Annotated in this window: 17 protein-coding genes and 1 tRNA gene; 16 read left to right on the forward strand and 2 right to left on the reverse strand. The window is 63.4% G+C overall.

What is annotated here, in order from left to right; translation table 11 throughout:
• Positions 1-52: 52 nt before the first annotated feature.
• From rpsP to NY78_RS19060, 7 genes are all read left to right on the forward strand, one after another.
• Entirely contained in the window at positions 53-292 is a 240-nt protein-coding gene (gene rpsP / locus NY78_RS19030) for a 30S ribosomal protein S16 (protein ID WP_043639661.1), read from the forward strand.
• 149 nt (positions 293-441) lie between these two features.
• Positions 442-675 (forward strand): KH domain-containing protein, encoded by a 234-nt coding sequence (locus tag NY78_RS19035; RefSeq protein ID WP_043639663.1) that lies wholly within the window; start codon positions 442-444, stop codon positions 673-675.
• Between the two features lie 48 nt (positions 676-723).
• Positions 724-1278, forward strand: a complete 555-nt coding sequence (gene rimM, locus NY78_RS19040; protein ID WP_043639665.1) for a ribosome maturation factor RimM — start codon at positions 724-726, stop codon at positions 1276-1278.
• Positions 1279-1481: 203 nt separating this feature from the next.
• Positions 1482-2759 (forward strand): tRNA (guanosine(37)-N1)-methyltransferase TrmD, encoded by a 1278-nt coding sequence (trmD, locus tag NY78_RS19045; RefSeq protein ID WP_043639668.1) that lies wholly within the window; start codon positions 1482-1484, stop codon positions 2757-2759.
• A gap of 78 nt (positions 2760-2837) precedes the next feature.
• Entirely contained in the window at positions 2838-3188 is a 351-nt protein-coding gene (rplS, locus tag NY78_RS19050) for a 50S ribosomal protein L19 (protein WP_043639672.1), read from the forward strand.
• 114 nt (positions 3189-3302) lie between these two features.
• Positions 3303-3926 carry a ribonuclease HII gene (locus NY78_RS19055; RefSeq protein ID WP_043639675.1) on the forward strand — a complete coding sequence of 208 codons (624 nt, stop codon included), beginning with the start codon at positions 3303-3305 and terminating at the stop codon, positions 3924-3926.
• Between the two features lie 246 nt (positions 3927-4172).
• Complete coding sequence (locus NY78_RS19060; protein ID WP_043639679.1) at positions 4173-4574, forward strand: YraN family protein; 402 nt, start codon at positions 4173-4175, stop codon at positions 4572-4574.
• A 22-nt stretch (positions 4575-4596) separates the two neighbouring features.
• On the opposite strand, the gene NY78_RS19065 is transcribed toward NY78_RS19060, so the two are convergent.
• A complete protein-coding gene (locus NY78_RS19065) occupies positions 4597-5031 on the reverse strand; it encodes a hypothetical protein (RefSeq protein WP_043639683.1) in 435 nt (144 codons plus the stop codon).
• Positions 5032-5177: 146 nt separating this feature from the next.
• On the opposite strand from NY78_RS19065, the gene NY78_RS19070 reads away from it, so the two are divergent.
• From NY78_RS19070 to NY78_RS23270, 6 genes are all read left to right on the forward strand, one after another.
• Positions 5178-5253 (forward strand) — tRNA-Phe (locus NY78_RS19070).
• Between the two features lie 414 nt (positions 5254-5667).
• Positions 5668-5949 carry a hypothetical protein gene (locus tag NY78_RS19075; RefSeq protein WP_043639686.1) on the forward strand — a complete coding sequence of 94 codons (282 nt, stop codon included), beginning with the start codon at positions 5668-5670 and terminating at the stop codon, positions 5947-5949.
• A gap of 150 nt (positions 5950-6099) precedes the next feature.
• On the forward strand, positions 6100-6471 hold the full coding sequence (locus NY78_RS19080; RefSeq protein WP_047960291.1) for a hypothetical protein: 372 nt from the start codon (positions 6100-6102) through the stop codon (positions 6469-6471).
• 918 nt (positions 6472-7389) lie between these two features.
• On the forward strand, positions 7390-8046 hold the full coding sequence (locus NY78_RS19085; RefSeq protein ID WP_043639689.1) for a tetratricopeptide repeat protein: 657 nt from the start codon (positions 7390-7392) through the stop codon (positions 8044-8046).
• Positions 8047-8472: 426 nt separating this feature from the next.
• Entirely contained in the window at positions 8473-8676 is a 204-nt protein-coding gene (locus tag NY78_RS19090; RefSeq protein WP_043639692.1) for a hypothetical protein, read from the forward strand.
• A 220-nt stretch (positions 8677-8896) separates the two neighbouring features.
• A complete protein-coding gene (locus NY78_RS23270; RefSeq protein WP_197084275.1) occupies positions 8897-9919 on the forward strand; it encodes a sensor histidine kinase in 1023 nt (340 codons plus the stop codon).
• 945 nt (positions 9920-10864) lie between these two features.
• Here the strand turns inward: NY78_RS23270 and NY78_RS19100 are convergent.
• Entirely contained in the window at positions 10865-11275 is a 411-nt protein-coding gene (locus NY78_RS19100; protein ID WP_043639694.1) for a MucR family transcriptional regulator, read from the reverse strand.
• A 648-nt stretch (positions 11276-11923) separates the two neighbouring features.
• Between NY78_RS19100 and NY78_RS19105 the strand changes: the two genes are divergently transcribed.
• The 3 genes from NY78_RS19105 to NY78_RS19115 all read left to right on the forward strand — a co-directional run bounded on the left by NY78_RS19105 (position 11924) and on the right by NY78_RS19115 (position 20783).
• On the forward strand, positions 11924-12751 hold the full coding sequence (locus NY78_RS19105; protein ID WP_043639697.1) for a hypothetical protein: 828 nt from the start codon (positions 11924-11926) through the stop codon (positions 12749-12751).
• Entirely contained in the window at positions 12729-14258 is a 1530-nt protein-coding gene (locus tag NY78_RS19110; protein WP_047960292.1) for a CpsD/CapB family tyrosine-protein kinase, read from the forward strand. Before NY78_RS19105 ends, NY78_RS19110 begins: the two co-directional genes overlap by 23 nt.
• Before the next feature lie 402 nt (positions 14259-14660).
• Positions 14661-20783 (forward strand): PAS domain S-box protein, encoded by a 6123-nt coding sequence (locus NY78_RS19115; protein ID WP_047960293.1) that lies wholly within the window; start codon positions 14661-14663, stop codon positions 20781-20783.
• Positions 20784-20808 lie beyond the last annotated feature (25 nt).

Here is a 20808-nt window from a genome sequence, read left to right on the forward strand (position 1 = left end):
CAGCGGGCTTCCACAACTAGAATCGTCCACCAGATACAAAGGGAGAGACACGATGGCTATGAGACTGCGCCTGACCCGCATGGGTTCGAAAAAGCGCCCGTTTTACCGCATTGTCGCCATGAATTCCGAGACCCGCCGCGATGGCCGCGCCCTGGAATACCTCGGCTATTACAACCCCATGGTTGACCCGGCGGAGATAAAAGTGGATGGTGAAAGAGTACGGGCCTGGCTGGCGCTCGGCGCCAAGCCCACGGACACCGTGCGCGCCCTGCTCCAGAAGGCAGGCGTCTAGGCGTATCCGACAGGATATCGCCCGGCTGTATCGATCCGGGCCGGCAGCCGCGACGCCGCCGCATCTTCCTCCGGACACGCCCGGGGGATACGCGGAATCGGAGGCGGAAGTCCTTCGCTTGCTCTTACGATTACCCTCAGGAGGTGCGTATGTTGAAGGACTTGATCGAATATGTGGCGAAATCGTTAGTGGATAATCCGGACGAAGTGCATGTGTCGGAGATTGAAGGCGAGCAGACCTCGGTCATCGAACTCAAGGTGGCCAAGGAAGATCTCGGCAAAGTCATCGGCAAACAGGGGCGCACCGCCCGGGCCATGCGCACCATCCTCGGCGCGGCCTCGACCAAGGCCCGCAAGCGCTCGGTCCTGGAAATCCTCGAATAAAGGCCGGCCGGCGCGAACGGCCCGCGCTGCAACCAAGGCACAACGTCCATGGCCGCAAGCAAATACATCATCGTGGGGGGCATAGCGCGCCCCCACGGTATCCGTGGGGAACTCATCGTGGACAGCCACGCCGATTCCCCGACCTACTTCGCCCGTGGTTCGACCCTGCGCCTGTCGCCGCCGTCGGACCCCGGGCGCGGCAGGGATTATGTCGTTCGCGCGTCCCGCCTGCATCAGGACCGCTTCCTCATCACCCTCGGCGAGATCAATGACCGCACCGCCGCCGAAACCCTGCGGGGACTGGCGGTCTGCGTGCCTGTGGAACAGCTTGTTCCGCCGGCCCCGGACGAGGTCTTTCTCCAGGATCTGTTCGGCCTGCGCGTGCGGCTGGCCGGCGCTGCTCCAACCGATCCCGATCTCGGCGTCATCGAAGACATCCGCGACCTCGGCGGCCCGGAAATCTGGGTCATCCGCGACCCCAAAGGCCGTGAAATTTTATTTCCCGCAACCGACGAATTCGTCCCGGACATCGACCTCGATGCCGGCGTCGTGCTCATCGACCCGCCCCCCGGACTCCTCGACCTCTACCTCGTGGACGAATAAACCGGGCCGCCGGCAGAGCGCTGGCAGGGCGCTGCCCTGCACCCGCCGGGGCGCTGCCCTGGACCCGCCGGGGGGATGATCCCCCCGGACCCCCCGCATGGGCGGGGGAGGGTGGGGTGGGACTCTGCGCCGGGGACGGCGGGCGATGCCCGCTGCCGGCTGGGTGCGACGCGGACGGCGGGAGCGTTTCAAATAGGACGAGCATGCGTTTTACCGTGTTGACCATCTTCCCGGAATTCTTCGATTCCTTCCTCTCCTGCGGGCTCATGGCCAAAGCGGTGGAGGCGGGCGTCGTGACTGTTTCCCGGGTCAACCCGCGCGATTTTGCCGCCGACCGGCACAATACCGTGGACGACCGGCCCTATGGTGGCGGCCCGGGCATGGTCATGGGCCTGCCCACCATGGTCGGAGCCTTGCGCAGCCTGCCCCGTCCGGGAAAGATTCTCATGCTGTCTCCGGCCGGAGCGCCGCTGACCCAGCGCATGGCCGCCGAGCTGGCCGGTGAAGACGCTGTCACGCTTCTGTGCGGCCGCTACGAAGGCATTGATGCCCGCATCTTCGACCTCTTTGACGTGACTCCGGTGTCGGTGGGCGATTTCGTGCTTTCGGGCGGGGAGTCCGCTGCCGCCTGTCTCATGGAATCGGTGGCCCGCCTTGTTCCCGGCTTCATGGGCAAGGACGCCTCGGCGGATGAAGAAAGTTTTTCCGCCGGGCTGCTGGAATATCCGCATTATACGCGCCCGGAGGTCTTTGAGGGCTTGCCCGTGCCGCCGGTGCTGCTTGGCGGCAACCATGCGACCATCGCGGCCTGGAGGCACGAGCGCTCCCTGGAGACCACCTTTGCCCGACGGCCGGATCTCTTTGACACCACGCCGCTGACGCCGGACGACGCCGCCTTTTTGCGCGCCATCCCGCGCACCCGGCCCGGACGCAATCTCCATCTGGGGTTGATCCATGGGCCGGTGCTGCTCAAGGACGGGTCTGTGGGCACAGTGTCTTTGACAAACCTCGACGTACACGATATAGCGCGCGTTTCCCGTACCTACGGATTGGGCGGGTTCGAAGTGGTGTCCCCGCTTCGGGACCAGCTCACCCTGGCCGGGCGCATCGTGGACCATTGGCGCACCGGGCCGGGCTCGCGCTCCAATCCGGACCGGGCCGAGGCCCTGTCCCTGGTCCGGCTCCATGAGAGCCTGGATGCGGCCCTGGCCGCTGTTTCAGGCGATCACGGCCAACCGGCCGCCCTGGTCGCCACCAGCGCCAAGGGTCCGGCCACGCTGTCCTTTGCGGCGGCGCGGGAATTGATTGCGACGCGGGCCACCCTGGTTGTCCTTGGCACCGGCCACGGACTGGCCGAGGAAGTGCTGGCCCGGGCCGACGGAGTTTTGCCGGCGATCCGGCCGTTTTCGGACTACAACCATCTTTCGGTGCGGGCCGCGGCCGGCATCCTCACCGACAGGCTGCTTGGCGACGCCATGTAGGCGCGCGGGCGGCGACAACGACATTCCAAGGCCAAGGGACGCGGGGCGTCCGGCGGCTTTATCCGAGGAGAAAGCGTTATGAACGTGATCGAGAAGCTTGAGCGCGAGCAGTTGCGTATGGACATGCCGGCATTTCGTCCCGGCGACACCATCAAGGTGCACCTGCGCATCATTGAGGGTGAAAAAGAGCGCATCCAGGTCTTCCAGGGTGCTGTGCTGCGTCTGCGCAAGGGTGGCGTCGATTCCACCTTCACCGTGCGCAAGGTGTCCGACGGCGTCGGCGTCGAGCGCGTGTTCCCCATGCACTCGCCGTTTATCGAGCGCGTGGAAGTGGTTTCCCAGGGCAAGGTCCGTCGCAGCCGCCTGTACTACCTGCGGGCGTTGCGCGGCAAGGCTGCCCGTATCAAGACCAAGACCGCCTGGGATTAGGCCCCGGCGCTTCGCCGTGGACCACGCCTGGTTCCTTTCTTTGGCCGTGGCCTGTCCGTCGTCCTTTCCGGACGCGGACAGGCGCGGCTTTTTCCGCTTGGGGGCTTTCCAACCATGCCTGACACCGGCCTGATTGCCGGCGTGGACGAGGCCGGCCGGGGCTGTCTGGCCGGCCCCGTCGTCGCCGGGGCAGTCATCCTGCCTGCCGGCTACGACCTGCCCGGCCTGACCGATTCCAAAAAACTTACCGCTCCCCGGCGTGACGTCCTGGCCGCCGCCATCAAACGCCAGGCTGTCGCCTGGACCGTAGCCATGGTCTGGCCCGGGGAGATCGACCGGATCAATATTTTGCAGGCCACCTTTGCCGCCATGGCCAAGGCCCTGGCCCATTTGCGCCACGCACCGTCCCTGGCCCGCATCGACGGCAATAAAATCATTCCCCTGGCCCGTCTGGGGCATCTCGCCCACGTCATCGAGCAGGAAGCGATTATTGGCGGCGATCTGACCGTGCCGGCCATCTCCGCCGCCTCCATCCTGGCCAAGACGGCCCGCGACCGCCTCCTGGCCGTCTACGACCGCCGTTACCCCGGCTACGGCTTCGCCGCCCACAAAGGCTACGGCGTGGCCGTCCACCTCGCCGCGCTTCGCACCCTGGGGCCATGCCCCATCCACCGCCTGACCTTCCGGGGCGTGCTGCCCGACGCCTCCCCCCGCCAACTCGGCCTGCCCGGAGTGTAGGTGTATGGTGAAGAGAGGCAGAGAGAAGGCGGAAGAGTGCCTCCGGCGGCCAAAGGGAGAGATAGCCCTTTGGAATCCCACCTGGGGGGAGAGGGGATGGCGTCCTTTGCTGGCGGGGATCCGCTCCCTTGTCTCTTATGACCACGGTGGCCAGTCTGAGTCGGACGGTCGTCAGGACTTGCCGCCGGGCGTGGGCGGCCATGACCATCTTTGGCTGGGGCGTCGCCCCCATGGTTGGCGCTAGTCGTGTGCGCCAAACATCTGGATTTCGGCCGGGAGGGCGAGGCCTGCGCCGAGGCGCTTCTTTCGGCCAAGGGCTATGTCGTGGTGGCCCGCAACTTTTCCACGCGGGGCGGCGAGGTCGATCTCATCTGCCGCGACGGCGACACCCTGGTCTTTGTCGAGGTCAAGGCGCGCCAGGCCGGGAGCCTGGCCCGGCCCGACGAGGCTGTCACCCCGGCCAAGCGGCGAAAGCTCGTGCGGGCGGCCTCGGCCTATTTGTCCGAACAGGACCTGTGGGACCGGCCCTGCCGGTTTGATGTGGTGGCCGTCGTCAGCACTGCCGGGCGTCTGACGGCCACCCATCTGCCGGATGCGTTTTCGCTGGAGGATGCCGGCCCTGCCGGGCAGCTGTATCAGCCGTGGTAGGGGCGGGCGTTGCGGAACGGGCTCAATCGTCGTTGTCGACTTCGCTGTCTTCTCCCTCTTCGGGCAGGGAAAAGGCCACGGCGGCTTCGAGAATGCGGGCCTCGACGTAGCTGACGGCGTCTTCGTCGTCGGAGTCGAGGTCGAAGCAGTAGCCGTCCTGGGAGAGCAGGCCCCCGGGGATGAGGTCGCCCCGTTCTTCCGGGTCTTTGATGGTGTCGGCGTAGAAACAGACGGACAGGAAGCGTTCGCCGTCGAGGCTGGCCACGTCGACCATGGTGATGACCGGCCGGCCGCGATGGGGTTCGGCACGCAGGCTGTAGCTGGTCGGCGGTCTGGGGACGAAGTTGACGGTGGCTCCTTGGAGGCCTTCGAGAACGGTTTTGAGGCGCAGGAAGGCTTTTTTGACCCCGTTTTGGTCATCGGTCCAGGATTCGATGAAGGCGGCAAGTTCAGTCATGGCGGGTCTCCTAGAGGTAGAACAGCACAAGCAGGTAGCTTGATAGCCCGATCAGGGAAAAAATAAAATCGCTTCTTTGCATGGATTCCTCGAAAAAAGTTGTTGCCAAGCCCGGCGGGTTTGGATAATTACCGTGTCTCGCCGCCGCCGAGGTAGCTCAGTCGGTAGAGCAGGGGACTGAAAATCCCCGTGTCGGGAGTTCAATTCTCTCCCTCGGCACCATAAGAAATCAAGGGGTTAGCTGAAAGGCTGGCCCCTTTTTCTTTTGCCTGCGCCATGGTGTCCATCTCCGGTTCATTCTGTTTGCGTGCACGGGAATGCGGTTGAGGGAAAATAGCCCATGCCCAGAGGGAAGGGAAGGGCGGTCCAGTTGACGTCCCGGCCCGCCTGCTCCTGTCCCGCGTAAGCACTCCACCAAAAGAAGAAGTCCTGCCAAGCCAGTGGGCAATGTTGGCAGAGGTCTTGTCAAGGGTTGTCCGAGATGACAAGGACACATCTGCCCTGGCGCCTGTTTGGGGGGAGCGAAGGCCCTCGGCGCACCTCGTCCAGGGGGCTGGGGTGCTGCCCTGACTGGTCGGCTTGCGTCTGACGTCCAGGCTGGGGCAAAGCGTTTTGGAGGAGGCACAGGAGGGGTGCATGACAGAGCCCAGAGGGCAGACTGAAGAATCGATCTATCGCCGGCAGGTCCAGGCCTATCGCCGCCGTTTTCCGTATACGATGGTCCATGACCGACGGGATGGCAGGGCCGGCATCCTGCCTCGCGGCAGCATTGTGGATGCGCCAGAGGGCGAACGGGTCGCTGTGGCCCATCCCGACGTGGCAAACGGGGAGAATCCAGCTCTGCCCGGCGTCGCTGCCGCCGTTGCCGCGACCGACAGCCGTTTCCGGGACGCTTCGGACCCGGAAACCGGGGCATAACGGCCAGACCGGCACAGCGGTTGCGGTTTGGCCAAAAAGCGGGATTGCGTCCCTCGTTGTGCTACGCTGTCCCAGGCCAGCTCCCCGGGGCGTTTTCTCATGATCTGGTCCCATCAAGCAGGAGAGAGTTCGAGGCATCAAGGAACAACTATGGCAGTCATCAGACAGGAAGCTCGTATTTTCATCGGCAAGGTCCGGCGTCTTTTCGCGGTCCATTTCCGCAAAGGCTACGTGGCCCGGCAACTGCGGCGCCGCCAGGGGAACTGCCGCCAGTGCGGGACGTGCTGCCATTTCACGATTGCCTGTCCGATGCTGACAAAAGACCATTTATGCCGGGTGTACGGCAAATGCCGGCCCAAGGCCTGCCGGGTTTTCCCGCTCGACCAGAAGGACATCAACGACGTGGCCCGGTTCGGCAGGGTTTGCGGCTACGGCTTCGAGGGTGCGTCAAAAGCCGGGACGGCGCGGGGCCAAGCCGTGGAAGTGGGAGTGGACGCCCGACGGCGTTGCGACGTTCCCTGACGCCCGCCGGGTCGGGCCGCCGTTCCCGGCTCCGCACCGGCGTTGGGACAACAGGGGCGGCGTTGCGGGGGGACGGCGGCGTGGCCGGCTGTCGGTACGACCGGCCAAAGAAGCGATGCCTTCCGGGGAGTGCGTGTCCTTAGCGGCCCTGTCCGCGGGTGTCAGACACAGAAGCGTGGCGGCGTTGCCGCGGCCGAAAGGGGCTGGTACAAATTTTTGCCCCGTGCGGGCGGTCATTCCCGAATGGGTTCAGGATTCTGTACGGTGAGGGTGGGACTTTTTGGTGTGCAAGGTCTGGATTGGTTGTCGTAATAGGCCGAATTGACGTGATAACTTGACGAAAAATGGTGCTCTGCGTCTTTTGGCACGGCTCCTGCTATAAGAAAAATACCTTCCTCTGAATGAACATTTTGCAAAAAGGCTTTTCGGGTGGCTCCCGGAAGGCCTTTTTCATTTGGACAAGGCCGAACGGCCGGCCGATGGCCTCTTTCCTGCCCCTCTCCGGCATTGTTGCCTCTCCGCTGTCCCGGCAATGCCTGCCCGGCCCCTCCCGCCCCCAACCGCCGCAGTTTTGGTCGCGTATAAAATCCTGCACTCGGACCAGTGTGGGCCAGGGGGAGGCAAGTCCGACAAAAAAAGCACAGGCACGGTGAGCGCCAATCCGACGAGGGTGCGGCGGGGATTGCGTGAGGGCTGGCTTGGGCGGGGCATTGTCGTTGCCACGGTGGTCCGGGATTGGCATAAACGGGCACAGGGCTCGGCGAAGACAGACAATTGGCAGCGCGGCATGGCATTGGAACTCACCAGCATTGACGGACACGAGCGGACGCAATTATCTGTCAGGGCGAAGCCTTTTGGGGAAGCACACCGTTTTTGTCAGGCCGGATTGTTCAAGGAGAGCACTGTGCGAGCTGTGAAATGAAGGGAACGCGAAATGTCGTCATCTTTGAACGGCTCTGGCTTGGTTCGATAGTCATTGGCGTTGTGCTGGCCGTTTTTGGACCGCAACAATCGAATCCGTTTTTGAGTGATTCGATGATGCTTTTGTTGCAGGTTGTGTCAGTCGCTTCAAATCTTTGGCTTGTCCTGTTGGTTTCCAGGAAAAACAGCAACGCTTCACGCTATCTCCTCTTGATCTCGTTTGTAGGCGGAGCCGCTTTTGACCTGCCGGATGTACTTGGGATGACGCGTCCACTTGGCCAATCGTTATTGACGATTGTTCAATATGGAATGCAATTGTCTGGTCTGTATTATTTATTTTTAACAAAGAATTCAAGTGCATATAGGCAGGGATCGTTCGTGTCGAGCGACAAGGGCATTGAGAGTGAAATCAATGAAAGCGGAAGATCTGTCCTGCTTGATTGCGCTCTGAATTTGCTTGAATCAAATAGGTACGATGAAGCGATAGTGCTGTTTGATGACGTCATACGGTCAAACCCTGGAAACGTGGATGCCTACTGCGGTCGTGGCCTCTGCTTCATGCGACTTGGCCAAACGGAGAAGGGGCTCTCCGATATCCAGCGAGCAGCGATCAATGGCAGTGTCCCGGCGCAAGAGTTGTTGCGGCAGCAATAGCGCCCGTACGTCCCGGAGGTCCGGTCTCGCCGCAGGCCGCTCGGTGCGGCGACCTGGGCAGGGGAGGGGCGACGACGGCGGCGTGGTTTTTGTTGTGTCTTGCGGGGGCGATTGACGCGCCGCTCGGCTGATTGCGCCTGTGCCCCGGCGCAGGGTCATGAGGCTGTCCGTCAGGGGGCAGGGAAGAGGTGGCTGTTTTCAGGGCCTGGGGCTGTTAGGGGGGGGTGAGCGAAGCGTCTCAAGCAGGGAGCAGGACGAAAGGCACAGGCCAAAGAAGGGAACGAGTCGGGGCAAGATGAACAAGAGTTATCGTGACAACAATATTTTTCGTTGCTAGCCCCGTTCCCGGGGGCCAATGCCGTGTCCTTTTGCCCAGGCCTTGCAACACGGGGCGCTATTCCTCATTTTTTTTCAGGAAGAAAGAGGATGAAAAGCAAATTTGCAGCAACGATGCTCACGCTTTTCCTGACCATGAATCTCGGCTCCGGTTGGACGCAACGTCTTGACCACCAGATCTGGAAAATTGAATCGTCCCTGCGCGATGCAGTGGAGACCAGAGTCTCTACGGAGCAGTTGCTGGACGCGGAACGGAAATGCCGGTCCCGCGCCCAGGTGACCAAGGAAGGGTGAGGGCGCAACCCGCCGGCCGCGAGAGGTGCAAGGCCCCGATTGCCGGCCGAAGGCGCATGGTTTTTGGCGCCAAAGTCCTGGGCGGCGCACAAACTTCCACGCGCCGCTGGGCGGCTCACCATGAGGAAGGAGCAACATGGCTGAGGCCAGAGGCGAAAAGCAGCCGCCCACCGGGCTTTCTCCCCAGCCAAGCGGCTGCCAGGCTATAGCCGGACCCGTGTTGACCCTGGCTTTGGCCGGGGCTTTGCTCTGGCTCCGAAACATCGACGTCCAGGTGCCGAACCCCATCCTTCTGTTCGCCAATTTCATTGTCCTTTCCGCCTTTCTCGGCGGCATCGCGTACGGGCTGGCCAGCGTGGCCATCGCCTTGGCCTTTGCTCTCATTTACTGGAGCATCCCCGGCCAGTTGTTTCAGTACGTGCCGATGAACCAGGAGCGGCTTTGCGTGCTGGCCTTGACCATGCCTCCCCTCGCCCTGCTGGTAGGCTGGCTGCGGGGGGCGTATGAGCGGAAACAAGAGGAGTTGCGCGAGCAAAACGTCCAGCTGTGCACCGAGTTGCGGCGCAGAGCGATCCTGGAGGAGAGGCAGCGGGACGTGGATCATATCATGCGCCACGATTTGCGCACGCCGCTGACCGGGATCATTGCCATCCCCGAGCTGCTTCTGGACGACGACAACCTGACGACGGCCCAACGCGAACTGGTGGCCATGATTGCCGTGACCGGGCGCAAGATGCTCAGCCAGATAAATGATTCCCTGGAATTGCGGACAATCGAAGAAGGCTCCTATACGCTTCAGGTCATGCCCTGTGATCCTGTCCAGATCCTGCTCGATAATTTTAAAATTTTAGGGTTGGGCAGTCATGCCGATCAGTCAAAACTGCAGCTTCGTGTGCATAATCGTGTCCTCTTACAAACTGATTGCCGCCTTCTGGATGTGATTGTCGCCAATCTGCTCCGCAATGCGCTGGAAGCCAGCGACACGGACGCGCCTGTGGTTGTTGATTTGGCTGAAGAGCGGGGGGAGTGCGTCATTGTCATTGCCAACAACCGGCCTGTCCCTGCGGAAATCCGGTCTCGTTTTTTCGAGAAGTACGTCACCGCCGGCAAGGCCGGGGGGACGGGACTTGGAACGTACAGTGCCTTGCTGATGACCACGGCCCTTGGCGGGACGCTCGCCATGGAAACCTCGGAAGAAACGGGAACGAAAGTGACGATTCGTCTTCCTCTGGGGAAGGGCTGACCGGCGCTTGGACGATGGCGACGCCTCGATAGCGGTGTGGCGGCTGGCCCAGGAGGCTGCCGGACCAGCGGTCGCAGACGTGGGCAGTTCACTTGTGGGCGGCAGCGTTCAGGCGCGTCGAAGGTAGTGGCCGGGGCGGTACAAATTTTTGCCCTCCCTGGCGGCTCCTTTTCGGCTGGGTACAGAATTTTGTACCCCCAGGAGAAGTCTCGAAGCGCCAACGGACTTATTCGGCATAGCTATTTATTTGTATTATATGGATAAATTATTGATTTTCACGGTTTTTCAGATGTGGCACGACTCCTGCTCTAAGAGAAATACCTTCCTCTGAATGAACATTTTGCAAAAGGCCTTTTGGGTGGCTCCCAAAAGGCCTTTTCATTTGGTCCAGCCAGGGCGGCGGCGGACTTTCTGCCGCCCTGTGTCGCAAAATGGCCCGTCCTGGGCAGGAGGTTGGCCGGGACATCCCCCCGCCCTCTCCTTCGGGCCGGTATAAAATACTGCACGGGCTTTGATCGATCCAGGCTGGGCGCGGCGAGTGCGGCCTCCCCTAACGGTTCCGTACGTATTTTAAAATAACCGCCCTGCGGATGTTGCCCCGAGTCTTTCCGGAAACGAATTTCGCGGACGCGACACGAACCAATCGGCCTATTCCCTGAAACGCCGGCTGCCATGGCAAGGCCTGGGATCTCCATGGGCAGCGCCGTCTCCTGTCGGCCCGGCAGGCGAAAGACGTTGCCCGGCCGGCCTGGGACGGGGCGGACGCCAGGCAACAGGCCCGACGTCGGGTGCTGTCCTGCTCTTTGGGCCACAAGGGGTAAACGGAGGGCGAAGGCGACTGGCGTCCCGGGAAGGGGCGCAGGCGAAGGTTCCGGGCGTGGCGGTTGGTTCGGACGAAAAGGGGTCCCCGGGGCTGCCGCGCAGCCCCGGGGGCGGGGACTGTGCTTATTCGTTACCCGTGGGCTTTTGGCGACGCTCCCACAATTTCATATCCTTCATTTTGGCCCGGCGCTCTCTGGCCAATGACTTACAAGCCAGGGCCTGGGTTTTCTTGAAGCCGTACTTGGCCCGGTATTCCTCAGGGGTCAGTCCGTGGGACGCAAGATGCTTCCTGGTGATGACCTTGAAGGACTTGCCGCACTCCAGACAGGTGATCGAGGCTTCCTTGATGGCCTTTTTGGGGTCCATGGCAGGCGAGGCCGGCTCTTCTTTTCCAGGCAGAATCTGGCCGGAGGTCAGGGCGGCAATGCCGTTGGCCACGGATTTGACCATACTTAAAATCTCTTCCTCGGTCATGGGACGCGATCCGGCCTGAGCCTTCACGATCTCCAGGGCACTTTGCAAATACTCTTCCATAGTTTTCCTCGCGGTGAATTCAAATTGAAGTCGGCGCTATACAGACTGTTCTGGTAGGAATCAAGGGGTAATATACCATATTAGGGAGAACAGTAAAGAAGGCACTCCCCTGGCTTGGATGTGCCTGCCGACGCCCTGTTTTTGAGACTGGTGCAGTTATTCTGTCGCGCCGAGGTGAATATAGGTTATCGAAATAATGTTATGTTTGTGGCCAAAAAAGCGGCCGCAACGTCCGCACCCAGCTGCGCCCCAGGCCGGGCGCGGTTTGAGCGCCGGCGGCACGAAAAGGGCGGCTATCGGCTGCCCGGGCCTTCCCCACACGGCTGACGACGATTTTCAGGCCAGAATACCGCACCTCCAACGGGATGCCGACGCGGGCGGTCTGGCGCTGACAATGGCGCACGGCAGCACGGCGGGCGTATGGAAGATCGTTTTGGAGTGTTTGAAAAAGTGAAAAGGTGTTTCATTCCGGCGGCGGCATCCGTCCGGCCGGTTCGGCCCGACTATTTTTAATTCTATGAAATAGCACAGTTAAAAGACTATGAATGACGTCTCTCGCACGTTGGTGCTGTTTTTGCTTTACCAGTGATGCCCGCATCAGCCTCCGCGTTGCAGGACACGAACCGAGCCTGGGGAGGTGGACACCGCATGGACAAGCCAGGGATACCCACCGACAGCGACCAGACCATAGCCGCCGCGACCGGGACGGACCGCACGGTCCGCCAGCGGGGCGGCGTCGGGTTGGCCCTGGCCCTGGCCGCCTGGGGAAGCCTGGCCCCGCTGGCGGTGTTTCCGACCCAGGCCCGGGCTGCCGCCTCCGCGGTTTCAGGCCCCTCGGACAAAACGTCCCCCCAGGCCCAAGCCCAGTCCCAGCCCCAGGTCCAGGAACAGCCCCAGGCGGCAGCGCCGGTGTTTCTCGGCATGGCCGCCGTGCCGCCGGACTGGTCTGTGGCCGAGGCGGCCCGGCGCATCTACGGCTATGTGGACGGGCAGGTGCTGGCCCGGGTGGCCCTGGCCAATCCCGGGCCAGCCGATCCCCGCCGGGTGCGCCCGCAGCGGCAGCTTCTTTTTCCCGCGCTGGCCGCTTGCCCTCTGCCGCCCGTGGGGAGCCGGCTGGTGCGGGTGGCCCGCAAGGCCGATCTTGCCGCCGGTCTGGCCCTGGTGCGCCAGACCCAGGACGAGGGCGTGCGCCTTCGCCTGTGCCTGCATTTTCATCCGACCTACGGTCTGGCCTGCGACGTCATCGTCGACGAGACCTACGCCGACCCGGCCGCCGCCCACGCCGCCCTGGCCGGGCTGCCGCCCGGACTGGCTCAAAACGCGGTGTTGTTGGACGGTTTTTTACCCGGAACCATGCTCTATTCCAGTTTGCCGCAGCCCCGGTCCTGTCCCGCGCCCGCCATCCCGGCCGGCCCGGCCGTCTTCGCCCAAACCGCTGCGCAAGGATTACGCGATGTCCCATACTGCCTGCCGTAAGGCTTTCCAACGGGTGTCTGTGCTGCTTGCCGCCCTGCTTGCGGCTCCTCTTGCTCCGGCCTTGGCCCAGGAATCCCTGGCCCTGGTCCATTCGGTGGAAATCGTCTGCCACCACGACCAGGGACGGGCCATGGCGGCCATGCAGGAGGGCCTGGCCGTCCTGCCGCGTGAATTGTCGGGACTGATGCAGCTTGTCTCCCTTGAGGGCCTCTGGTGCCTGCGTCTGGGCGATACGGTCGACGAGGCCTCTTTGCGTCCGGTCCTGGCGGCCGTCCAGGGCCACTATCCCCAGGCGGCCATGGTTCTTGGCCAAGTGGGCCGGGGCAAGGTGGTGGCCCGGGTGACCAGCCGCCCGCCAACCGGCGGACCTGCCCCTGCCGGACCGTCCGTTGCTCCGACGTCCGCCCCGACGGCCGCTGCCGCGCCCGGAGCCATACCGGTTGCCGCCGCTCCATCGACGGCTTTGGCCGGGGAAATCCGAGCGGCCTCCTCCCTGGCTGCGGCCCGGCCTTTGCCGCCGGTGGTCCTGGCCTCCCACACCGAGCCTGTGTCCGCACCGGTATTGCCGGCCCAGCTCAGGTCTGACGGCATCCCGGCCAAGGCCCCAACGGGGATGGAGGCTGTCGCGGGCAGGGGAGACGGCATACGCGCCCAGGCGTCGGCCGAACCCGCAGCCACCGCAACGGCCGGGGCCGACGTCTGCTCGCTTTGGGCCGCGCTGGCCGCTGCCGCGACCGCCACCACCATCCTGGTTTCGGCCGTTTGGCTGTGGCTGCGCCGTCGCAGCCGATCACAGTCTGCCGCAGCCCGGCCCCGCCTGCTCCTTCGCAGGCGGGAATCCCGTTTCGCCACACCCGGACTGGCCGCAGACGACGAACAACGCCTCCAGGGAAGTCTGCCCGAGCTGGCTCTGGCCCAGGCCAATCTCTTGGACGCCAACAGGGACCGGCCGGTCAAAAGCGTCTACGTCACCAGCTGTCATAACGGCGAGGGCAAAACCACCTGTGCCATCGGACTGGCCCATGGCCTGTCCCGCACCGGGGCCAAGGTGCTCCTGATCGACGGCAATCCCCAGGCCGCTGCCTTGGCCGGATGCTACCACACCGAGCCGTCGCCGGGTCTGTGCGAGTGCCTGCAAGGGGCGGCCCCGGCGGACTTGCCCCGGGCCACCACGTATTCCAACCTCTTTCTCTTGCCCTTTGGAGCTCAATCCAACGGCGGTCGGCCCGACCTGCTGGCCGGCAACCGCCTGGCAGAGGTGCTGGCCGGCTACGGCGAACAGTTCGATTATGTCATCATGGACGGCCATTCGGTCGATGATGCGGACACCAATGTCGTGGCCAGCCTGTTCGATGGCGTGTTGATTGCGGTGCAAAGCGGCCGCACGAACTGGGAAGTGCTCAAGCGGGCCAGCCAGAAGATGACGCTCATGGGGGCAACGATGCTGGGCCTGGTGCTGAACAGACGCCGCTGCTACAGCCCGAAGCTGCTGTGTCAACCCTTGTGAGGCAGGCGCGTCCGGCCTGATCCCGGGCGTTCCCCCCATTTGGCTGTTCGGGATCGGCCGGCTGCGCCGGCAGACCTCGGGTCTGGTCTGCCGCAAGGGTGGGCGTTTGTCGTTGGCCCCATCGCTTCCAGCGCTTTTGTGGGCTTATTTCCCTCGTAACCTTGGGCCGACGGACCTGTTGTTGTGGCTTGGGACGGCCCGGCGGCGCTCAAGACAGACAACACTCGTCCGTTGTCGGATTGGCGGGCCTGTCTGGATTTCTTTGCCGGCAGTTGCCCCGGGGGCGGGGCAATGATAGAGAGGAATTATATCTTTACAGTTTGAGAACATCGCGTTTTTTATAGGTATCCAGACCGCCTGTCGTGTGACGCCGTCGTCCCTCGGCCCGCCAGGGAGTGCAGCATGGATGTGGACATACCCGTAAAGGGGGCTGGCGGCGACGCCTGTAGCCTGGGTTTTCCGGTTGTCGGCGTCGGGGCCTCGGCCGGGGGCGTGCCGGCGCTCACGGCCCTTCTTGGCGGACTGCCTCGGGATTTGAACGCCGCCCTGGTGGTGGTCACCCATCTGCCGGCCCAGGGCAAGAGCCGGCTGGCCGAAGTGCTCGCCGGCGCTGGCCCCCTGCCCATTGTCGAGCCTGCCGCAAACATGCGACCGCAACCAGGCGTTGTCTATATCCTGCCGGCGGGGAACGACATCATCATGAGGGACGGGGTACTGACCCTGACCGAACGGGCCGAAGAATATCCCCACCATCCCATAAACCGGTTCCTCTCATCCCTGGCCCGGGATCAAGGGGCGGCAAGCGTGGCCGTTATCCTGTCCGGAGCGGGCAGCGACGGCGTGATCGGCATCCGCGACATCCATGGAGTCGGCGGATTGGTTGTCGTCCAACAGCCGGATACAGCCATCCATGAATCCATGCCGGCCAGCGCGGCCGAGACCGGTCTGGCCGACATGGTGCTGCCGGCGGCGGACATCGGCGTCTCTCTGGCCACAATTTTGCCGAACATCTGCCAGAACACCCGAACCCGGTTTCCGGATGTGGACGCAGCCGGGGAAGGCGCTGCGCTGGAATCCATCCATGCCCTGTTATTTGAACAGACCGGGCACGATATGCGGGGCTACAAGCAGAGCACGGTGATGCGCCGCCTGCGCAAACACATGCTTCTGACCGGCGCTGGCAGTCTGGCCGAGTATGCCGCCAAACTGGCGGCTGATACGGATGAACGCTCCCGGCTGTTTGGTGATCTGTTGATCGGGGTGACAGCCTTTTTTCGCGATTCCGAGGCCTTTGACCTGCTGGCCCAACGGGCGATTCCCGATATTTTTGACAATCTCGGCCCGGGCGAGGTGATGCGGACCTGGGTGGCCTGTTGCGCCTCAGGCGAAGAGGCCTACAGTGTGGCCATGCTCCTGGCCGAGCAGCAACGCCAGCGGGGCGAGGAACGGGCGGTCAAACTTTTCGCCACCGATCTGGATGCCAAGGCCCTGGAAACGGCCAGGAAGGGCGTTTATCCCAGGCGCTTGGCGGCCGACATCGGGCCGGACCGACTGGCCGTCTTTTGTCAGTGCACGGCCGACGCCTGTACCATGACCCGGGAGCTGCGCGACAACATGGTCTTTGCCGTGCACAATCTGCTGCGCGATCCTCCGTTTCTTGGCATGGACCTGATCGTGTGCCGCAATTTCCTGATCTACCTGAATTCCGACCTCCAGGCCCGGGTCCTGTCGCTTTTTGCCCATGCCCTGCGTCCGGGCGGGTATCTGCTCCTGGGACCGGCCGAAACTATCGGTGCGGCCCAACCCTTTTTCCTCACGGTTGACAAGAAATGGCGGCTGTTTCGACGAAAGACTACGGCCGTCGGCGCATTTGAAGCGCCGCCTCGGTTTTTCTCCCACCCGGTCCCCGGGAGCGGCGCATTGTCCGGGCCGGCGAAGTTCCTGCAGCCTGATCCCGAGGGGCTGGCTGAAACAGCCCTGCTGGCTCGTTATGCCCATCCCGCCGTCCTGGCCGACCTGACCGGACGTGTGGTGCGGCTGGTGGGAGATGCCAACGCCTATCTGGAACTTGGCTCCGGCGCGCCAAGCCTTTCTGTGCACAAACTGGTGCGCAAACCCCTGCGCCCCTGTCTGCGTGAGGTGTTCGAAGGTGTTTTGGCCGATGGCGGGGAGCATGGCTGCGGTCCGGTCGCCTTGCCGGATTTCCCGGGCGTGGGCGTCGTGCTGCGGGGCACGGCCCTGCCCGATGCCTGGGGCCAGCCGGCCTTTGTGCTGCTGGTCTTCGAGCGGGTCGCCCCGGAGAAGGGGGCGGGACTTCCGATGGCCCTGCCCGGGGAAGCGCAAACAACCCTGGTCGTCCGGTATGAGGCCGAAATCGAGCGGATGGCCGATCAGCTCAAACGGTCCGTGGGGCGCTATGAGACGTTGACCGAGGAGCTGCGCGCCTCAAATGAGGAACTCATCAGCACCAACGAGGAATTGCAGTCCTCCAATGAGGAAATGGACGCCTCGCGTGAGGAGCTGCAATCGCTCAACGAAGAACTGACTTTTTTAAACGCCGAGCTCCAGCACAAGATCGAGGAACTGGCCAAAGCCCAGAGCTTCGTGGAAAATCTGCTGGCAGCCACCAATATCGGCACCGTGGTGCTCGACGCCAAGCTCACCGTCTTGCGCTTCACCCCGGCGGCCACAGAGCTCTTTCATCTGATCGCCAGCGACGCCGGGCGGCCGATGGAGCAGGTCAAGACCACCTTTGATTCCGGGCGTCTAGTCGAGGATTGCCAGCGCGTGCTCGCCGGCGAGGGCATCGTTGAACGCGAAATCTGCTGTATTGACGACCGCTGGTTCCTCATGCGGGCGTATCCGTTCCGTTCATTGACGGGCGAGGTGGATGGCGTCGTACTGACGTTCCCCGAGGTGACGCCGCTTAAAAAGGCCGAAGCCGTGTTGCGTCGGGGCAATGCCGAACTTGAGGCCCTCGTGGCCCGGCGCACCGAGGAATTGCGGGAAAAGGCCCGTCTCCTGGATCTGGCCACGGTCATGGTGCGCGATCTGGATGGGCGCATCACCTATTGGAACACCGGCTCCGAGCGGCTTTTCGGCTGGAGTCAGGAAGAGGCCGTGGGGCGTATCTCCCACGAATTGCTGCACACCGAGTTTCCCCAACCCCTGGAAAGCCTTCTCGCCCAGCTTTTGCGCGATGGCCACTGGTCCGGGGAGTTGCGAAAGGTGGCCAAGGACGGGCGCATTGTGGATCTGGCCGTGTCCTGGGTGCTCAATCGTGATGCGGCCAGTCGGCCGGTGTCCATCCTGGAGGTGGCCAACGACGTCACCGAGCGCAATCGGCTGGAGGAACAGGCGCGGCGTTGGAGCCGGGTGTTCGAGAGCGCCGAGTTTGGGTTGGCCCACGTCAGTGTGCAGGATAATGCGTTTATCGAGGTCAATGCGGCCTTTGCCCGACAGCGGGGCTACGATCCGCAGGAACTGGTCGGCCAATCGCTCCTCATGCTTATTCCTGATGAAGAGCGGGAGCGGGTTATATCCTCCATCGCCGGTTTTGACGCTTCCGGCCACGGCGTCGTTGAAACCGTGCACCGGCGCAAGGACGGCAGCCTGTTCCCGGTGCTCGTTGAGGTCACGGTGTTGCGTGACAGCGCCGGCGTCCCGGTGTCGCGCGTGGCCTACGCCCTGGATATCACCGAGCGCAAGCAGGCCGAGGAAGCCCTGCGCGACATGGCCCGTTTCCCCAGTGAAAATCCCAATCCGGTCCTGCGTCTGGCTCCGGACCTGACCGTTATCCACGCCAACCCGGCCAGCCTGGATTTTCTGGAAACGCTTGGCAGCGGTCCGGGCCGGCTTTTCCCGGAATGCCTGCATTCCATTGCCGCCGAAGCCCTGGCCACCCGGGGCAATACCCAGGGCGAGGTCGCTGTTGGCGACCGGGTCTATCAGATTACCATTCACCCGGTCCCCCAGCGCAATTATATCAATGTCTACGGACTCGACATCACCGAGCGCAAACAGGCCGAGACGGCCCTGGCTGCCAGCGAGGCCCGTTACCATGGCTTGTTCGAGTCCATGGGAGAGGGCGTGTGTCTGCTGGAAATGGTACGCGACGCTGCCGGCCGCCCGGTGGATTACCGGCTCATTGAAATCAATCCAGGCTATACGGCCATTCTCGGCGTTTCCCGGGAGCAGGCTGTGGGGGCCAGCGTCTGCCAGCTCTACGGGCTTGCTGCGCCGCCCGACCTGGATGTCTACGAACGCATTGTGGCGACCGGGGTTCCCGAATCTTTTGACGCTTATTTCGCCCCCTTGCAAAAGCATCTGCGGGTTTCGGCCTTGCGTCTGGCTCCGGACCAGTTTGCCTCCATCTTCGAGGACGTGACCCAGCGCGTCTTGGCCGCCGAGGCCCTGACACGCAGTGAACAGCGCCTGCGCCAACTGGTGGAAAGCGCTCCCGACGCCATCATCATCCAATGCAACGGCCGGTTTGTGTCCGTCAATTCGGCTGCGCTGCGCCTTTTTGGCGCGCATACGGCCGAAGACCTGCTCGGTCGGGACATTGTCTCCCTCATGCATCCGGATTCGCGGGAAATTGTGCGGGAACGCATCCGTATCGTCAACGAGAGGCGCATTCCCCAACCCCAGGTCGAGGTTGACTACCTGCGCCTGGATGGCGGCATCGTGCCGGTGGAGGCGATCTCCGTGCCGTTTGAGCATCAGGGCCAGCCGGCCAGTCTGGTTTTTGCCCGGGACATCACCGAACGCCGACGGGCCGCCGAGGAAAAACACCGGCAAAGCGTCCTGGGCGACGCCGTGGCCCGGATTCGTGGGGCCTATGTGGCCGGTTACACGGCCGAGGCGATCTTCAAGACAGCCCTTGGCGAACTTCTGCGCATAAGCGGCAGTCGCTACGGCTTTGTGACCGAACTTCTGGAAGACGACCGGGGACGGCCCTTGCAGCAGTGTCTGGCAGTCTCCGCCACGTCTGGTGCCGCGACAAGCCTGCCCGCCGACGAGTCGGCTGCGCCTTGGGCCGTGACCTGTTCCACGGTCAATGGTCTCAATGCCGCAACCATCACCTCCGGTGAAATCGGCATCGCCAACAGCCCGGACGCTGCCTCCGTCTTGGCCGGCCAACTGCCTCCGGGCCACCCTGCCCTGGATGCTTTTGTGGGACTGCCGCTCATGCACGGTCGGGAATGCGTCGGTTCCATCGGGCTGGCCAACCGCGAGGGCGGCTACGACAGATCCCTGCTGGCCTTCCTGGGACCCATGATTGAAGCTTGCGCCCAGATCATCGAGCGGCTGCGGGCGGATCGCCGGCTGGTTGCGGCCAAGAAGGCGGCCGAGGCGGCCAGCCTGTCCAAATCCGAATTCCTGGCCAACATGAGCCATGAAATCCGCACGCCCTTAAACGGCGTGCTCGGCATGCTCCAGCTTCTGGTCACCACCGACCTCGACGAGGAGCAATCCGAGTATGTGGACAATGCCGTCAAGTCGTCCAAACGCCTCACCCGTCTGCTTTCCGACATCCTGGATCTGTCCCTGGTGGAATCTGGCCGGCTGGTCATCCGGCAGGCTCCCTTCGCTCCGGCCGACCTGCGCGACTCGGTCATGGATCTGTTTGCTCTGCCCGCCCGGGAAAAAGGCATCAGTCTGGCCGTCAGCCTTGGCCCGGGGCTGCCGGAGCAGGTGGTGGCCGACGAAGTGCGTCTGCGCCAGATTCTTTTCAATCTCGTGGGGAACGCCGTGAAATTCACGGACAAGGGCACAGTGAGCCTGGATATCAGTCTGGCCTCCAGGCGCCATGACGCCGCCTTCCGGGTGCTCTTTACCGTGGCCGATTCCGGCATCGGCATTCCCGATGACCAGCTCGGCGCCATTTTCGAGCCTTTCGGCCAAGTGGAAGGCGTTTATATGCGCCGCTTCGGCGGGGCTGGCCTGGGCCTGTCCATTGTGCGCCGGTTGGTGCGGCTTATGGGCGGCGAAATCGCTGTGGAGAGCGTCGAGGGGCGCGGGACCGCCATGTATGTCTCTTTGCCGTTGGCCCAGGCGGCCAACGGCCAATCGGCCGTCTGTCCGGCCCAGACGCCCGGGCTGGCCAGCGCAGCCGGGCTGCGCCTGCTCTTGGCTGAAGACGATGCCGTGAGCCTGATGAGTTTTGCCCGGATGCTGCAAAAAGCCGGACACACCGTGGACATGGTGGACAACGGGGCCAAGGTGATCGACCGGTTGCGGGAGGCGGCCTACGACTGCATCCTCATGGACGTGCAGATGCCGGTCATGGACGGCGTGGCCGCGACCAAGGCCATCCGGGCCGATGCCTCCCTGGGACCCCGGGCCCGTGTTCCCATCATTGCCATGACGGCCTACGCCATGGCCGGAGATCGGGAAAAATTCCTGGCTGCCGGCATGGACGATTACGTGAGCAAACCCGTGGATGTCCGGGAGCTGGCCCTGGCTCTGGGCCGGGTGCTCAGCCGGCCGTCGCCGCCGCAACAGGCTGCGGATCAGACGTGACAAAGGCCCCGGAAGGGGGCCTTTG

This window comes from Desulfovibrio sp. TomC, assembly GCF_000801335.2.
Lineage (GTDB): Bacteria > Desulfobacterota > Desulfovibrionia > Desulfovibrionales > Desulfovibrionaceae > Solidesulfovibrio.

What these genes read in the sequence shown, in the direction of transcription:
- rpsP (WP_043639661.1), top strand. Translation starts at nt 53, where the DNA reads ATGGCTATGAGACTGCGCCTGACCCGCATGGGTTCGAAAAAGCGCCCG.
- NY78_RS19035 (WP_043639663.1), top strand. Translation starts at nt 442, where the DNA reads ATGTTGAAGGACTTGATCGAATATGTGGCGAAATCGTTAGTGGATAAT.
- rimM (WP_043639665.1), top strand. Translation starts at nt 724, where the DNA reads ATGGCCGCAAGCAAATACATCATCGTGGGGGGCATAGCGCGCCCCCAC.
- trmD (WP_043639668.1), top strand. Translation starts at nt 1,482, where the DNA reads ATGCGTTTTACCGTGTTGACCATCTTCCCGGAATTCTTCGATTCCTTC.
- rplS (WP_043639672.1), top strand. Translation starts at nt 2,838, where the DNA reads ATGAACGTGATCGAGAAGCTTGAGCGCGAGCAGTTGCGTATGGACATG.
- NY78_RS19055 (WP_043639675.1), top strand. Translation starts at nt 3,303, where the DNA reads ATGCCTGACACCGGCCTGATTGCCGGCGTGGACGAGGCCGGCCGGGGC.
- NY78_RS19065 (WP_043639683.1), bottom strand. Translation starts at nt 5,031, where the DNA reads ATGACTGAACTTGCCGCCTTCATCGAATCCTGGACCGATGACCAAAAC.
- NY78_RS19075 (WP_043639686.1), top strand. Translation starts at nt 5,668, where the DNA reads ATGACAGAGCCCAGAGGGCAGACTGAAGAATCGATCTATCGCCGGCAG.
- NY78_RS19080 (WP_047960291.1), top strand. Translation starts at nt 6,100, where the DNA reads ATGGCAGTCATCAGACAGGAAGCTCGTATTTTCATCGGCAAGGTCCGG.
- NY78_RS19085 (WP_043639689.1), top strand. Translation starts at nt 7,390, where the DNA reads ATGAAGGGAACGCGAAATGTCGTCATCTTTGAACGGCTCTGGCTTGGT.
- NY78_RS19090 (WP_043639692.1), top strand. Translation starts at nt 8,473, where the DNA reads ATGAAAAGCAAATTTGCAGCAACGATGCTCACGCTTTTCCTGACCATG.
- NY78_RS19100 (WP_043639694.1), bottom strand. Translation starts at nt 11,275, where the DNA reads ATGGAAGAGTATTTGCAAAGTGCCCTGGAGATCGTGAAGGCTCAGGCC.
- NY78_RS19105 (WP_043639697.1), top strand. Translation starts at nt 11,924, where the DNA reads ATGGACAAGCCAGGGATACCCACCGACAGCGACCAGACCATAGCCGCC.
- NY78_RS19110 (WP_047960292.1), top strand. Translation starts at nt 12,729, where the DNA reads ATGTCCCATACTGCCTGCCGTAAGGCTTTCCAACGGGTGTCTGTGCTG.
- NY78_RS19115 (WP_047960293.1), top strand. Translation starts at nt 14,661, where the DNA reads ATGGATGTGGACATACCCGTAAAGGGGGCTGGCGGCGACGCCTGTAGC.